The following is a 14,942-nucleotide window of genomic DNA, read 5'->3' as shown; positions in this document are numbered from 1 at the left end:
CGGAATTTGCCGGGACGCTGCATGTCGCTTCGCGACAAGCTCGTCCCGGACAAATTCCGCCGCCACCACGCCGTCGCCCCTTCGGGGCGAAGGGGGATGGATTTCTACTTTCGGAAGTCTCAAAAACCCCCTTTATCCACCCCGTTGAAAGTTTTTGGGGAGGGAGGGGGTTCGGGGGAGGGGACCCCTTTTTTCAAAAAGGGGTCCCCTCCCCCGACGCCTTGCAAAACCCGCTTCCCAAACTTTGCGTCTTCCCGGCGGCCAGATCGAGGGACATCTTGTGCATGGGCATGGTGCCGGCCGGGCAGGATTTGAGCGCGTTGAATTTTTCCGTATAGTGAAGGGTTCCCTTGTTCACGGCCGCGCCGGGCAGGACGGTGGCGTCGAGGGTTTGTTTTTGCCGGGCCAGGTTGACGGCCATGAGCCCGTGCAGGGCGCTGGGCTTTCCGTTTTCCACGAAGAGCGTGTCGCCCGACAGGCCGGCGAAGGTGAATTCCCCGCCGTTCGGGATCTCGAAAAGTGGCGTGCCTTGCAGGTTTTCGCACACGGCCGAGGGATTGTCGGCGGCCGTGCGCGAGACCACCCGCAACGTATGGCCGTCGGAATAATCCGCCAAGGTTTCGAGCACCGCGTAGCGGTCGTACACGTAGCAGGTCTTGTTCTGATAGGTATGCACATCGGCCGTTTCGGCGCCGGGCAGGCCGACGTGCCGGCCGGATTGGGCTGTCGTGGAACCGTATTCCGCCGTCAGAGGATGGATGGAACTGACGGTCAGCACGCGATAGGTCTTGCCGTTGCGATTGAACGAATCGCGGATCTCGCCTTGGACCTGAACCTGGATATCGAGAGAGCCGCTCATACTGGCGGACGAATCGAAGGGCAGATAGACCACGCCGGTCTCTTGCGGATCGAGAAAAACAATGCTGCCTTCCGTGGTCTGCTTGAACATTCCGTAGAGTGTTTTCTTGCCGGATTCCTGGGCGGTCACGGCCAGGGCCGGAGCGCAGCACAGGCCACTGACAAAAAGGGTGAGAGTCAAAAGAGTGCAATGCAAGCGACGCATGGAACCTCCTTGGCGGGCATGGCTTTCGGTAACAGACAGGGTTTATTTTGCAACCGAATAAGTGCCCCGGCGCATGGTTGAAAAAAAACGGCGCATGGGTATGACTGGATAGACGGGAGGACGGCATGAACGAAAAGACCCCCGGCGACCGTCGCGCCAACGTGAAGAACACCATCATCGTGGTGCTCCTGTGCATCGCCCTGGGGGAATTTTTCCTCCTGATGCCCGGTCCGGCCAAGGCCCCGCAGCCGGGCCAGACCGCGCAGTCCCCCGCATCCGGAGCCCCGGCCGCGCACGACGCCGTCCGTGTGGCCGGCCTTGGCATGGACCCGGAACGCGGTCGTTACGTGCTGGTGGCGTTCGACCGTCCCGTGGCCGGGGCCAGGGAAGGAACCGTCCTGTCGACCGCCCCGGCAACCGTCGAGCCGCCCTTGTCCGGCACCTGGACCTGGGTTTCCCCGTACATGCTGCGTTTCGCGCCCACAGACGGCTTCGCCCAGGCCAGAAGCTACACCTTCGCCTTTTCCGGCAAGGATTTTCTGGCCGCGCCCCAGGAGCTTGCCGGCCAGGACGTCTGGAAGGCCTCCTACGGCTCCTTCGAGGTGGCGCGCCTGACGGGCCATCTGGAACCCGCGCCCGAGGGCGGGGCCATGGTCGTGGTCCGGGGGGAAGCGGCCTTCAATCGCGCCGTCGACCCCAAGGCCCTGGCCGACCACATTTCCCTGATCGATCCCCGCGATCCGAAAAAGCCCGTGTCCGTTTCCCTGACCACCACCTATACCAGCAAGAAAATCGGCTTCGTGTCCGAACCCATCATCAAGACGGCCGAGCAGCGCGACGTCAAGATCGTCGTGACGCCGGGCCTGCGGCCCCAAAAGGGCGACATCGAGCTGGCAACCGAAGCCGTGGCCGTCATCCCGGTGGCGCTCGACCCGCATCTGCGCCTGCGCCGCATCGAGGCACAATCCGAAGAAAGCGCGTCCACCCTGCGGCTGAACCTGTCCACGCCCGTCGAGGCCAACGACCTGACCGCCGGGCACATCCGGATCGAGCCGCCGCTGGAAACGAACCTGAGCGCCGACGGCGCGGATCTGGTCATAAGCGGCGCCTTCGAGCCGGGACGCGAGTACGTCGTGACCGTGGACAAGGGCCTGGTCGCGGCCGATGGCGCTGTGCTCGACGCGAAGGTTTCCCGCACGGTGCGCATCCCCGACCTGGAGCCGTCCGTGGATTTCCGGGACCAGGGCATTTTCCTGTCCAAAAACGGCTACAAGAATCTGGCCATCAAGAGCATCAACACCAACGCGGCCGAGCTTTCCGTGGACCGCGTCTATTACAACAACCTGTTTCCGCTTTTTTCCATGGACTACTCCGTCTTCGACGACGAGTCCGGCGGCGGCGCGGTCAACGGCAGTCTGGGCGACCGCATCTATAACGGCCGCGTTCCCCTGCGCTATAAAAGCAATGCCGCCGTGCTCACGCCGGTCAATCTGGAGAAATACATCCAGGGCCATGAGCCGGGCCTCTACCGCGTGGCCGTCAATGTGCCCGGCAAGTTCCAGGGCTTCCAGCGCTACGTGCTCATGACCGACATCGGCATCGTGGCCAAGCAGGGGCTTGGCGACCTGCTCGTCTGGACGGCCTCCTATTCCACGCTGGCTCCCGTGGCCGGGGCCAACGTGCGGGTGCTGTCCTACCAGAACCAGGAGCTGGCCGCCGGCACGACCGACGCCAAGGGGCTTTTCCGGGCCAGGATCAGCCCGAAGACGCTTCGCGACAAGCGGCCCTACCTCATCATGGTGCAAAAGGGCGCGGACAGAAGCTACCTGCTCTACGACCGCTTCCAGGTGGACACCACCGGCCTCGACGTTTCCGGCAAGGTCATGCCCGAGGCCGGCTACACCGCCTTCGTGTACGGCGAGCGCGACATCTACCGCCCGGGCGAGACCCTCGAGGGCTTGGCCGTGGTGCGCGACACGCGGCTTGGCCTGCCGCCGTCCATGCCCGTGACCCTGCGCCTGAGCGACCCGCAGGGCCGCAAATTGAGCGAAAAGACCGTGGTGACCGGGGCCGAGGGCACGATCTCCCTGCACCAGCCCCTGCCCGTCCAGACGCTCACCGGGGCCTACACCATCGACCTGGTGGTCGCGGACACGGTCATCGGCCAGTACCGCTTCCAGGTGGAGGATTTCGTTCCCGACCGCATCAGCGTTGCCGTCAATCCCGACGAACAGGCGGGACAGGCGGGCAAACCGCTCACCTTCACGGTGGCCGGACGCTACCTCTTCGGCGCGCCGGGTTCCGACCTGCCGGTCGAGGCCCGGGTGCGGCTGATCAAGGCGGCCTTTGCCCCCAAGGGCTTTGGCGACTATGTGTTCGGCGACCCGCAACGCAGCTTCGAGGACACGGAAATTCTGGAGGAAACCGGCAACCTGGACGCCGGGGGCAAGGCTTCCTACACGGCGGAATTGCCGGGCGACCTGAACCCGCCGGCGGCGCTGACGGCCATCGTCACGGCCCGGGTCCGCGAGGGCGGCGGCCGGGGTGTTACGGGCATGGCCAAGCTGCCGGTCCATGTCTACGCCACGTTTCCGGGCATAAAGCGCCTCAAAAGCGACGCCACCGTCCCGGGCAAGCCCGTGCGTTTCGAGTATGTGGTGGTAACCCCCGAGGGCAAGCCCACCCCGGCCAAGGGACTCACGGCCACGCTGTACCGCGACCGCTGGCAGACGGTGCTGCGCAAGGGACCGGACGGCTCGTTCAAGTACGAATCCGTGCGCGATCCCCGGACCGTGGACGTCAAGACCGTGAACGCCCCGGGCGGCAAGGGAGCCGTGGAATTCACGCCGCCGTCCTTCGGCAGCTACCGGCTGACCCTGGCCGATCCCGAGTCCGGGGCCACCTCCCAGCTGGAATTCTACGCCGGCGGCTTCGGCTACTCGCCCTGGGCCGTGGAAAATCCGGCCCGCCTGGAGCTTGTCCCGGACAAAACCGAATACGCCTCGGGCGAGACCGCCCGGTTCCAGGTGCGCGCCCCCTTTGCCGGCAAGCTTCTGGTCACCGTGGAAGGTTCGGACGTGCACGACGTGCAGATCCTCGACCTCGCCGGCAACACCGGCCAGATCGAGGTGCCGGTCAAGGCCGCGTATATGCCGGGCGTGTACGTGACCGCGACCCTGGTGCGCCAGGCGGCGAACGTCACCGCCGACACCCCGTCGCGGGCCTACGGCGCGGCCCCGATGTTCGTGGACCGGGCCTCGGGCCGGCTGCCGCTGACGCTCGCCGCTCCGGAGGCCATGCGCCCGAACGGCAAGCTCACGGCCGAAGTCTCGGCCCCGCCCGGCAGCCTCGTCACCGTGGCCGCCGTGGACGAAGGCATTTTGCAGCTCATCGCCCAGAAAACGCCCGACCCCTTCGCCGCCTTGTACGCCAAGCGCCAGTTGCAGGTGCAAACCTACGACACCTTCTCGCTGCTTCTGCCCGAGGTGCCGCCGCTTATGGGCAAGGCGCTGGCCGGCGGCGGCGACGGCACGGACGACCTGTCCAATTTCGTGCGCACCCAAAGCCCGGCCCGCCGCACCGTGGCCTACTGGTCCGGCCCGGTGGCGGTCGGTCCCACGGGCAAGGCCCAGGTAGCCTTCGACATCCCCGAATTCCAGGGACAGGTGCGGCTCATGGCCGTCGGCATCTCGGGACGGCGGTTCGCCGGGGCAGAGGCCAAAACGCTGGTCAAAAGCCCGCTGGTGCTGCTGCCGTCCTTCCCGCGCTTTCTCTCCTTCGGCGACGCGGCCAGGATTCCGGTCACGGTACGAAACGACACCGGCAAGGCCGGCTCTTTCGCCATACGCCTCACCGCCGCCGGACCGGTCACCGTGACCGATCCCAGCCGCAACGTGGACATCGCCTCCGGCGGCACGGCGACCGTGGAATTCCCCGTGACCGTGGGCAACGCCGAGGGCGTGGCCGCCTTTGACGTGGCCGTCTCCGGCGGGGGCGAATCCTCGGCGGACACGGCGCAAGTCGCGGTGCGCTCCCCCTTGCCGCCGCGCACCTCCGTGCGCTCCGGGGCCCTGGAAACGGCCGAACTGACCGTGCCGAACCTCGCCTCCGGAGAATTTCTCCCCGGCACGGCCCGTATCGACGTCACCGTGGGCCGCTTTCCGCTCATCCGCTTCACCGGCAACCTGAAAGCCCTGCTCGGCTATCCGTACGGCTGCCTGGAGCAGACCGTGTCCCGGGCCTTTCCGCTCCTCTACTTCGCCGATCTGGCCCAGGGCATGGCGCCCGGCGCGTTCACGTCGGCCACGCCCCAGGCCATGGTCCAGTCGGCCATCCGCCGCGTCACCGGCATGCAGCTCTATAACGGCGGCTTTTCCATGTGGCCCGGCGGCAGCGAGCCGCAAGCCTGGATGAGCCTTTATGCCGCCAACTTCCTGGCCGAGGCGGGACGAGCCGGCTATCCGGTGGACCCGGGGGTCATGTCCCAGGCCCTGGCCTTCGCCGGAGAGACCGGCCGCGAGGCGGACCTGTCCAAGCCGGCCGGGCTTACCCTGGCCGCCTATGCCCTCTACGTTGAGGCCAAGGCTGGACGGGCCGACATCGGGGCCATGGACAACCTGCGCGACAGCCAGGCCAAAAGGCTCCCGGCCGAGGCCCGGGGGCTTCTCGGCGCGGCCTACGCGGCCGTCGGCAACACGCGCACCGCGGACATGCTGCTTTCGGGTCCCGTCCCGGCCGGCGAACAGCATAAGGAGACCGGCGGCAACCTGGGTTCGACGCTGCGCGACAAGGCGCTTTTCCTCTCCGCCCTGCTCGACGCCGTGCCGGCGGACCCGAGGATCGTGAGCCTGGCCGAGGACGTGGGGCGGCTGCTCGAGGGCGAGCCGTACCCCTCCACCCAGGAAAACGCCTTCGCCCTGCTGGCCCTCGGCAAGTTCTACGCCAGGCAGAAGGCCAAGCCGCCCTTCTCCGGCGTGCTCTACGCCGGCACGGGCGTGCTGTCGGATTTTTCCAGCAACAAGGTCGCAAGCCTGCATGGCCTGCCCCAGTCCGGCGACCTGCGCTTCGTGGTCAAGCAGGGCTTTACCCCCGGGGCCTGCGCCTATTCCGTGCGCACCCGGGCCATCCCGACCAAGGCGGCCTACGCGCCCCAGGCCACGGGGCTTGCCATCGACAGGACCTACCTCACCCGGAGCGGCCAGCCCGTAAACCTCGACGCCGTGCCCCAGGGCGCGCTCATCGTGGTCAAGTTCGCCGTGCGAGCCACGGCCGGGCCGGTCTCCAACGTGGTGCTCGAAAACCTGCTGCCGGCGGGGCTGGAGGTGGAAAACCCGCGTCTTTCCACCACCGAGCGCCTGCCCTGGATGGAAGCCGACGAAAAAACGGACGCGGGCTACCTCGACATGCGCGACGACCGCACGCTCCTTTTCACCGACCTGCCCGACGACAAGTGGCATGCCTATTACGCCCTGTTGCGGGCCGTCACCCCCGGCAGCTTCATCGTGCCCCCGGCTCAGGCCGAGGCCATGTACGCCCCGGAACTGCGGGCCAGCGGCGCGTTGTCCCGCCTCACCGTCACCACCCCGACCAAATGATCAGGCCCGACATGGAAAAATTCACCCGACTCGTCAGCACCTGCGTCAAAAACGGCATCACCGACCTGCATATCCGGGCCGGCCAGCCCGTCGCCGTGCGCCGCAACGGCCATCTCCACTTCCAACGGGATATCGTTTTCGACCCGGCGGAATTGGAGGCCCTGCTGCGCGAACTGACAACCGACCGCCAGCGCAGGATGCTGGCCGAACGCTGGTCGCTCGACTTCTCGTCCTATCTTCATGACGCCCAGATGCGGCTCAACGCCTTCTACTCCGCCGACGGGCTGGGCCTGGCCGTGCGCTTTCTGCCCTCGGTCATCCCGGACTTCGAGGCCCTGAACCTCCACCCTTCCCTGCGCGACCTGTGCTCGCTTCCCCATGGCCTGATCCTCATCTGCGGCCCGACGGGCAACGGCAAATCCACCACCATCGCGGCCATGATCCGGGAAATCAACGAAACCCGCTCCTGCCACATCATCACCCTGGAAGACCCCATCGAATACCGCTTCACTTCGGGCAAGGCGCTGGTGGACCAGCGGGAGCTCGGCGCGCATTTCCTCTCCTTCGAGCAGGGATTGCAGGACGTGCTGCGCGAGGATGGCGACGTCATCATGGTGGGCGAGTTGCGCGACCCCGAGACCATGCGCCTGACCGTGAACGCCGCCGAGGCCGGCCACGTGGTCATCGCCACCCTGCACGCCGGCACTTCCGAGGAGGCGCTCCTGCGGCTGTGCAACGCCTACGGCGAAGGCTCCCAGGAATACGCCCGGGCCCAGATCGCCTCATGCCTGGCGGCGGTGGTGGTGCAACGCATGGAGGTGCTGGCCAGGGTGGGATTTCGCGCGCCGGTGCTTTCCATCGTGCGCACCAGCAGTTCGGTCAAAAACGTGATCCGGGAAAACCGCCTCAACCAGCTCGAAGGCATCCAACAGGCCGGCCGAAACGAAGGCATGTTCACCTTCGAGCGCTACCGGGAGGAATTCCTGGACCAGAAGGCACGGCTCACGCCCCCGACCCTGGCCTTTCGGCCAAGCCCCAACACCCCGGCCCACGTACGCCCCATGGAAGCGCCCCAGTTCGTCCCGGCAGCGCCCTGCCCCGAACCGGCCCCGGCCCAAAACGGCGCGCCCGAGCCTCCGGCCAGCCAGACATCCGCCTCGCCCTCCCGGCCGCCCGAAGCCCCGCTAAACGGTCCCTACCGCATCGACGACGACCTGCCCCTGGAGGAACTGGTGGCCCAGATGCGCAAGTCCATGCCCTGAAGGATCGTGTCCCTGAAAGGGAAGCCTCCGGATTGCGGCGACAGCGCAAAGGAACGCGACAGGCGGCCGCCTCAGCCGCCGACCGTGTCCTCGCGCACGACGTAGCGGTTCTTCCCCTGGGCCTTGGCCTCGTACATGGCCTGGTCGGCCAAGCTGAGGGAGCGCTCCAGATTGGGAGGATAGTGCCGGCCCAGCGACACGCCGATGCTGCAACCGATGCCATAGCCGAGGTTGCGGACCCGGGACACGATGCGCTCGGCGATGGAGGTGGCCGCCTGACGCAACTGCTCCCTGCCGGCGATCAGGCCAACCACGAATTCGTCGCCGCCGAGCCGCCCGGCCACGTCCGTGTCGCGAAGGCTCTCGCGCAGGGCCGCGGCCGTGCGTTGCAGTATCCAGTCCCCCCGGGCATGGCCGTGGTGATCGTTGACGTGCTTGAAGCCGTCGAGGTCGATGAACATGACGGCCAGCCCCAGTTCCGGATTGTCCCTGGCCTTTTGTTCCAGTTCGCGGGCCAGTTCCCAGAAGCGCGTCCTGCCGGCAAGCCCGGTCAGGGGATCGTGCAGGGCCAGCTCCTCCCGCTCGTGAGCCGCCCAGAGGCAGGCCCGCACCTCGCCCATTTCCCGGATGAGGACACGGCCCTCGAGGCCGGGCGAGCCGGCGGCCAGGGCGGCCGAGGCCGTGGCCAGGCGGGTCACGTCGCGACTGAGGCGACGGGCCAGCCAGAACGAGGCCAAAATCGCGGAGAGGAGGCAAAGCGCGCCGGCCAGGCTGATCTTCACCAGCAAACGGCGAAGCGGCGCGGCAAAGGACTGTTGGGGGACGCTTACCGAAACGGTCCAGCCCCACTGGCCCACGCCGGCCAAGGAGGTCTCCACGAGTGTGCCGTCCAGGGATTCGCAGACATGCTCGACCGGCCCCTTCGCGACCGTTGCGTTTCCCTGGTCGTCCACCGCGGCGTCACCGACGAGAAGACGCGGGCCATGGCAGGCAATGATGTTGCCCCCCGGCCCGTAAACGGCGCTTGTCCAGACCTCGCCCAAATGCTGTTGGGCCAGGATCGCCTCGAGTTCGAGCACGGGCAGGACGTTTTCCAGGCAATACCGCGCTCCGGAATCCGTCGTGAGCGCAACGCCCAGCACCGTGACCTTGCGGTGGGATATCGTCCCTTCAAAGACGCCCGAAACCTGCGCCTGGCCCGTTTGCAGGATATGCCGCAGCAAATCCATGTTTTGGGTTTCGGGCAAAGGGGTGCCGAACGCGTGCAGCGTGCTAAAGGCGGTACGTCCGGATTCATCGGCCAGCGTGATGGAGGCAAGCCGGGGGTATTGCCGCACCAGCCTGGCGGCATGCTCGTAGATCAGGCGCAGGTCGCCCTTTTTCGCGGCCGCCGAATTGGCGATGGCGGTCAGCATGCTGACCCTGGCGGCAAGATGGCGCTCCAGGGTCCCGGCCAATGCGGCCGCCTCCCGGCGCAGCCGGTCCCGTTCGACCTCGCCCTGGCTGCGCAGGAGCAGGCCCAGGGAGATGACGGAAAAAAGCAGCATGGGGACACAGGCGAAGATCGTCAGGACCAAAAGCCAGACACGAAAGCCGATGCGGGCGGATTCGTTTTTTCCCATGAGGGCATCCCCGTCGATCACGGATCATAAAAGTGCTGGGACAAACGAGCCTAGCCCAACATTCGTGCGCAGGACAACCCCAAGCTGCGGCTCATGAACATGTTACCGGACGGAAGCGGCCGCGCCGGCGAGAAAAGCCGCCGCCCGACACGCCACGGCGGGCGCATAGAGCATGGCCACATGGGATACCGGCGGGCAGGCCTCCTCGGTCCAGCCCGGACGCCCCACGACCAGCCCGGCAAGGGGCATGACCATGTTGTCCACCGGCGAGGCCAGGGACAAAAGCGCCGCGCCCGGAGGATCGGGCAGGGCGTCGAGGGCGGGAAAAAGCGGACTTTCGGGAACGAGCCCACGACCCAGCCGGCCCAGGGCCAGCCTGGCCAGCGTGCTTCCCCCGTGCGGCGTGCCCAGGGTGACGGCGGCCCGGGTGCGCTTGGCGATATCGGCCTCGGCCATGATCCGCCGGGCCAGAAGCCCGCCCAGGCTGTGGCCGAGAAAGAGCAGCGGCCCCTCCCCGGGCGCTTCCCGGCGCACCCGGGCGGCAAGCGCCGTCGCCACCGCCTCGAAATCCGGGCCCAGGCTCCGGTAGGACAGGCACAGCACGCGCCGAAAGCCATACCGGGCCAACACGGGTCGAATGAGGAGAAAGGCGGCGGCATTGTGGTAAAGCCCGTGCAGGCAGACCACGGTCGGCGCGCCCGGGTCCAGGGCCTGCGCCGGCGGGCGGCCGACAAAGGGCCCCAGGGGATAGGTCAGCAGCATGACGCACTGGCTGGCCAGGCCGGTGGCAATGCCGTAGAGACGACAGACGGCGTGGCGATGACGGCACGGACGCAGCAGGAATCCGGGCGCGCCATGGCGGGCGGCCTCGGAGAGGGAAAAAACCGTGGTCAGCGCGGTCACGGCGGCGGATACGAGGCAGACAACGGCCAAAAGCCAAACGACGAGCGTCACGGCAGCGCCTCCGGCAGCGGTTGGATGATGTTTCCAGCCTACCGGAATCGCAATAAAAATGCACCTGGGTCAAAATTTCTTGAAAAAACTTGTTGACGTCGGGACGGGCCCTGCGTAGATACCGTGTCTCGCCGGGCGGGCGGGTAGCTCAGCTGGGAGAGCATCGGCCTTACAAGCCGAGGGTCACAGGTTCGAGTCCTGTTCCGCCTACCAGAGATCATGCGGGGTCGTAGTTAAGTTGGTTATAACGCCGGCCTGTCACGCCGGAGGGCGCGAGTTCGAGTCTCGTCGGCCCCGCCAGACACAAGAGTGGTTGCGACCACTTCCAAAGGCCTCAGGGAAAGCATCCCTGGGGCCTTTTACGTTGGTACGTTCAAATGTACGTTCTCCGCACGTTTGCGTCTCAAAACCGGACGGGCCGTTCCCTCAACGACCGGACAGGCCGGGACGCAGAGAAAAAGGTCCCGCAACTCAATGCTGCGGGACCTTTCACATGGCGGGGGAAGGCGAGGTGTCTAGTCGGTGACGACCATGACGCTGGAGGCCTTGACCATGGCTTTGACCTTGGAGCCTTCTTTCAGGCCCATACGCTCGGCCGATTCCTTCGTGATGATGGAAATAATTTCGACACCGTGCCCGGCCTCGATGATGACTTCGGCATTGACCATGCCGATGTTAACCTTTTTGACGGTGCCGGGAATAAGATTGCGGGCGCTAACTTTCATATCGCTCAATCCTTTGGTTCGTTGTTTCTGGAAACTTCCTCTTCATACCACGACTGGAGGGGATTGCCACTGTTTTGACAAGATTTATCGACTTTATTTTTACGCCATATATAACGCATAGTTTTAATAGATATTGTATTATTAGCGTGCACAATCCAATATCCTCAAATATTACATTAAAAGTACAATGTATCTTGTGGATTCCTGCAAAAAAACATAGTCCTGGCTATTGGCCACTGTGGGTAGTGTGCTCGTTGACGTCCACCTTTTGCGATCACAGCCTGCGCCCGCGAGAGCGATATCATCGTCCGTGCCGGGGCTATTCCAACCGGCCGGCGGCCGGTACCCATGCCGGCCGCATGGAGCGCCCGTGCCCGGTGTAAAACCCCGTCCCCGGATGGTCTGCGTGCCCATCCTGCCGTGTAAAGTATTTGTCTGATTTCGCTTTACAATGGAGCAGAGGGTCTTATCTCTACAGTGGAAGGCGACCTCGAAGGAGAGCGCCGATGAAGGAACTCCAGATGGGGGTTAGAAGCCGATGGGGTACGAAATTGCATAGCAGGCGAAATGAGTCGCCCAGACAAGAAGGCCCCGAGGTGCTGCACCAAGGCCGAGAAGACGATAAGACTTTTCTGATCGTCTAGAATGCGGGTAAGAACCGATAGAGAAATTGTCGAGACGCGCTACACCATATTTCGGCAACGCTGAAAAATGACGAAATAACGACCTCGCTTGGCTCTAAAAAAGCTGGGCGAGGTCTTTCTTTGTGCGCCTCAAAGCATTGCGGATCGGTTGTCAGCAAGCCCGACCTCGCGGGCGGCCTCTTGCGCCTCGGGGAAGAGGGGAGCAATTCCCGTCAGAAACACGAAACGGCCCCTGAATCAGGAGCCGTTTCAATAAAAAATTTGCGCTACCACCCATATCTTGGAGGTGGCGGTGGATAATAATACCCAGGCGGCGGGTAATACCCAGGAGGTGGCGGGTAATATCCAGGAGGAGGTGGGTAATACCCAGGCGGCGGCGGTGCTACATAAACCGGGGGCGGGGGAGCGTAATACGGTGCTGCCAGCAGTCCACCAACCACTCCGCCCAGAATGCCGGCACCGAGTGCTACGCCGACACCAGGACCAGGACCGGGACCGTACCCATGTCTTGGCCCCCATCTCGGTTGCGCAACAGCCGCGCTTGCCGACAGCAGGAGGCTGCATAGACACAAAGCTAAAATTTTCTTCTGCATAGAGCGGCCCTCGGACCGTATTCGATCAGGTAAGATTATGACCATCCCTCGGGGACTCGAGAGTTAGATATAAGCTTTTTTTTTAAAATAACCATGCCGGCGAAGCCTGCCAAGAAAAAATGCGAAACGCAAAAAACGCCCCGCTGTGCAGACGCCGGCGAGGCCCTGGAAGCTGTTGGTCTCTTCGTCCAGGGTGATGCGTTCATCCGGGGTTTTGTCGCCAAGGACGGGAGCAGGATGCAGGTGAAAACGGCCGTCGTCGGTACGCGGGACTTCCACATCCGGGAGTTGGCGTGCTCGCAAGTCCTCTGCGACGCTCGCCCGCCCGACTGGAGCGACGCGCCTTTTGACCGCAGGGGCCCCTGCAACCGCACGCCTTTCCCCGTCAGGTGCAGCCGCCGCATTGACAGCGTCAGGCAACAAGCATAGCGATTACTTCTTTCCATATTCCGGGCCGAAGGCGCATTGCCGCGAGAAAAGGCCCTCATGCGAGGTTTTTCCCGTGGAGTGGCTTCTCGTCGCCGTCGCGATTTTCATCGCAAGCGGCCTGCTCGCCCTGGGCCTGCGCCAAAAGGGCAATGCCGTTGGCGCGGCGGGCGCGGTGCTGGGCTGTCTGGCCACCCTGGCCGCCGTGCTGTCCGGTCCCTTTAGTAGTTTCCTCGCCATGCGTCTGCCCTGGGGCCTGCCCATGGGCGCGCTGTCCCTGGGGCTCGATCCGGTCAGCCGGCTTTTCCTGCTGCCGGTATGCGTGCTCGGCGCCATCTGCGCCGCCTCCGGCGCGGCCGCCCTGGCCGGTGAACACGGCGGCACGGATCGCACCGGCTCCCACTGGTTTTTCTACAACCTGCTTCTGGCCGGCCTTGTCCTGGTCATGACCGCCCGGGACGCCATCTGCTTTCTTCTGGCCTGGGAAATCATGTCCCTGGCCCCGTTTTTCCTCATCGCCCATCACGACGAAGAGGCGAGCGTGCGCGAAGCCTCCTGGGTTTATCTGATAGCCGCCCACCTCGGCGCGGTCTGCGTCATCGCCTTTTTCACATTGCTGTGGGCAGGCACGGGCGCAACGGAATTCGCGGCCATCCGCCTGTCCCTGTCCCACGGCGGGCTTGCCGCACCGGCCGTCCTTTTCGTGCTGGCCCTGGTCGGGTTCGGGGCCAAGGCCGGCTTCGTTCCTTTCCACGTCTGGCTGCCCGAGGCCCATCCGGCCGCGCCGAGCCATGTCTCGGCCATGCTGTCCGGGGCCATGATCAACGCCGGGCTCTACGGCCTGTGGCGCGCCCTGGAGCTGATCGGCCCGGCCGCGCCCTGGCAGGGCTGGGTGCTCATCGCCCTGGGGCTGGTCACCGCCCTGTCCGGCATCCTCCAGGCCCTGGCCCAGGGCAACCTCAAGCGGCTGCTCGCCTACTCCAGCGTGGAAAACATGGGCATCATCCTGCTCGGGTTCGGCATCGGCTGCGTGGGATTGCAGGCCGGCGCGCCGACCGTGGCCGTGCTGGGGCTGGCCGGGGCGCTTTTCCACATGCTCAACCACGCGGCCTTCAAGGGCACGCTCTTTTTGTGCGCCGGCGAGGTGCTCCACGGCGTCGGCAGCGTGCGCCTAAGCCACCTCGGCGGCCTCGGCAAACGCATGCCTGTCGTCGGCGCGGCCTTCGCCCTGGCCGCCGCCGGCATCGCGGGCCTCCCGCCCCTGGCCGGATTCGCCGGCGAACTGACCCTGGCCATGGCCATGTTTCACGGCCTCGATCTGCCGGGACTGCTGCCCCGGGCCGGTTTTGCCGCGGCCATGGCCGCCCTGGCCGCCGTGGGCGGTTTCGCCCTGGCCGCCCTGGCCAAGGCCGACGGCCTGGCCTTTCTCGGCGAGCCCCGCACCAAGGCGGCGGCAACGGCCCATGCCCCGGGCCCGGGCGCCCTGGTCCCGGTCATCGCCCTGGCCGCCTGCTGCCTGGGAGCGGCCGTAAGCGCCCCCCGGCTTTTCGACCTTGCCGCCCAGGCCGCGCTCACCTTTCCCGGCCAAAGCGCCGGTCCGGCCCGGCAGGCCGTGGCCGACGCCCTGGGCATGCAGTGGGGCGTGCTGACCGTTCTGGGCGGTCTGCTCGTCCTGATCCTGGCCATCCTCTTTCTGCGCAACCGTCTGCTCGCCAGCGCCGGCACGCGCCGGGAGCCCACCTGGGGCTGCGGCTACCTGGCCCCCACCGCCCGCATCCAGTACGGCGCGGCCTCGTTCGTCGAGCCGGCGGCCAGAATCCTGTCCGGCCCCATGGGCGTCAAAAGCCGCCTGGACATGGCCCCCGGCTGGTTTCCGGCCCGGGCCCGGCTGACGGTCACCGCCCCGGACCGACTCAAGACATCGGTCTTCGCGCCGGCTTTCGAGCTGGCGGCCCGGGTCTGCGACAGCCTCAAGGTGGTGCAGCACGGCCGGGTCCACCTCTACATCCTCTACATCCTGGCCACGGTCGTCCTGCTTCTGGCCTGGAAACTCTAAGCC

The 14,942-nt window shown here is 65.7% G+C and carries 8 protein-coding genes and 2 tRNA genes; 5 read left to right on the top strand and 5 right to left on the bottom strand.

What is annotated here, in order from left to right:
- Positions 1-193: 193 nt before the first annotated feature.
- Positions 194-1,063, bottom strand: a complete 870-nt coding sequence (locus K9F62_13450) for a hypothetical protein (GenBank protein UJX39717.1) — start codon at positions 1,061-1,063, stop codon at positions 194-196.
- Between the two features lie 125 nt (positions 1,064-1,188).
- Between K9F62_13450 and K9F62_13445 the strand changes: the two genes are divergently transcribed.
- Together K9F62_13445 and tadA are read left to right on the top strand one after the other, a co-directional pair.
- Positions 1,189-6,657 carry an alpha-2-macroglobulin family protein gene (locus tag K9F62_13445; GenBank protein UJX39716.1) on the top strand — a complete coding sequence of 1,823 codons (5,469 nt, stop codon included), beginning with the start codon at positions 1,189-1,191 and terminating at the stop codon, positions 6,655-6,657.
- Between the two features lie 11 nt (positions 6,658-6,668).
- On the top strand, positions 6,669-7,919 hold the full coding sequence (gene tadA, locus K9F62_13440) for a Flp pilus assembly complex ATPase component TadA (protein UJX39715.1): 1,251 nt from the start codon (positions 6,669-6,671) through the stop codon (positions 7,917-7,919).
- Positions 7,920-7,990: 71 nt separating this feature from the next.
- Here the strand turns inward: tadA and K9F62_13435 are convergent, their stop codons facing one another.
- Together K9F62_13435 and K9F62_13430 are read right to left on the bottom strand one after the other, a co-directional pair.
- Positions 7,991-9,541, bottom strand: a complete 1,551-nt coding sequence (locus tag K9F62_13435; GenBank protein ID UJX39714.1) for a diguanylate cyclase — start codon at positions 9,539-9,541, stop codon at positions 7,991-7,993.
- A gap of 102 nt (positions 9,542-9,643) precedes the next feature.
- Positions 9,644-10,495, bottom strand: coding sequence for an alpha/beta fold hydrolase (locus K9F62_13430; GenBank protein UJX39713.1), 852 nt, complete (start codon positions 10,493-10,495; stop codon positions 9,644-9,646).
- A 137-nt stretch (positions 10,496-10,632) separates the two neighbouring features.
- Here K9F62_13430 and K9F62_13425 point away from each other — a divergent pair.
- Positions 10,633-10,708, top strand: a tRNA-Val gene (locus K9F62_13425).
- A gap of 10 nt (positions 10,709-10,718) precedes the next feature.
- Positions 10,719-10,795 (top strand) — tRNA-Asp (locus K9F62_13420).
- 215 nt (positions 10,796-11,010) lie between these two features.
- Here K9F62_13420 and K9F62_13415 read toward each other — a convergent pair.
- Positions 11,011-11,220 carry a TOBE domain-containing protein gene (locus K9F62_13415; protein ID UJX39712.1) on the bottom strand — a complete coding sequence of 70 codons (210 nt, stop codon included), beginning with the start codon at positions 11,218-11,220 and terminating at the stop codon, positions 11,011-11,013.
- 1,300 nt (positions 11,221-12,520) lie between these two features.
- Positions 12,521-12,736 (bottom strand): hypothetical protein, encoded by a 216-nt coding sequence (locus K9F62_13410; GenBank protein UJX39711.1) that lies wholly within the window; start codon positions 12,734-12,736, stop codon positions 12,521-12,523.
- A 223-nt stretch (positions 12,737-12,959) separates the two neighbouring features.
- Between K9F62_13410 and K9F62_13405 the strand changes: the two genes are divergently transcribed.
- Positions 12,960-14,939 carry a hypothetical protein gene (locus K9F62_13405; GenBank protein ID UJX39710.1) on the top strand — a complete coding sequence of 660 codons (1,980 nt, stop codon included), beginning with the start codon at positions 12,960-12,962 and terminating at the stop codon, positions 14,937-14,939.
- The last annotated feature ends 3 nt before the right edge of the window (positions 14,940-14,942 follow it).

The organism is Desulfovibrio sp. JY (assembly GCA_021730285.1).
Lineage (GTDB): Bacteria > Desulfobacterota > Desulfovibrionia > Desulfovibrionales > Desulfovibrionaceae > Solidesulfovibrio.
The sequence above is the reverse complement of the archived record's forward strand: the minus strand, read 5'-3'. Positions and strand labels throughout refer to the sequence as shown.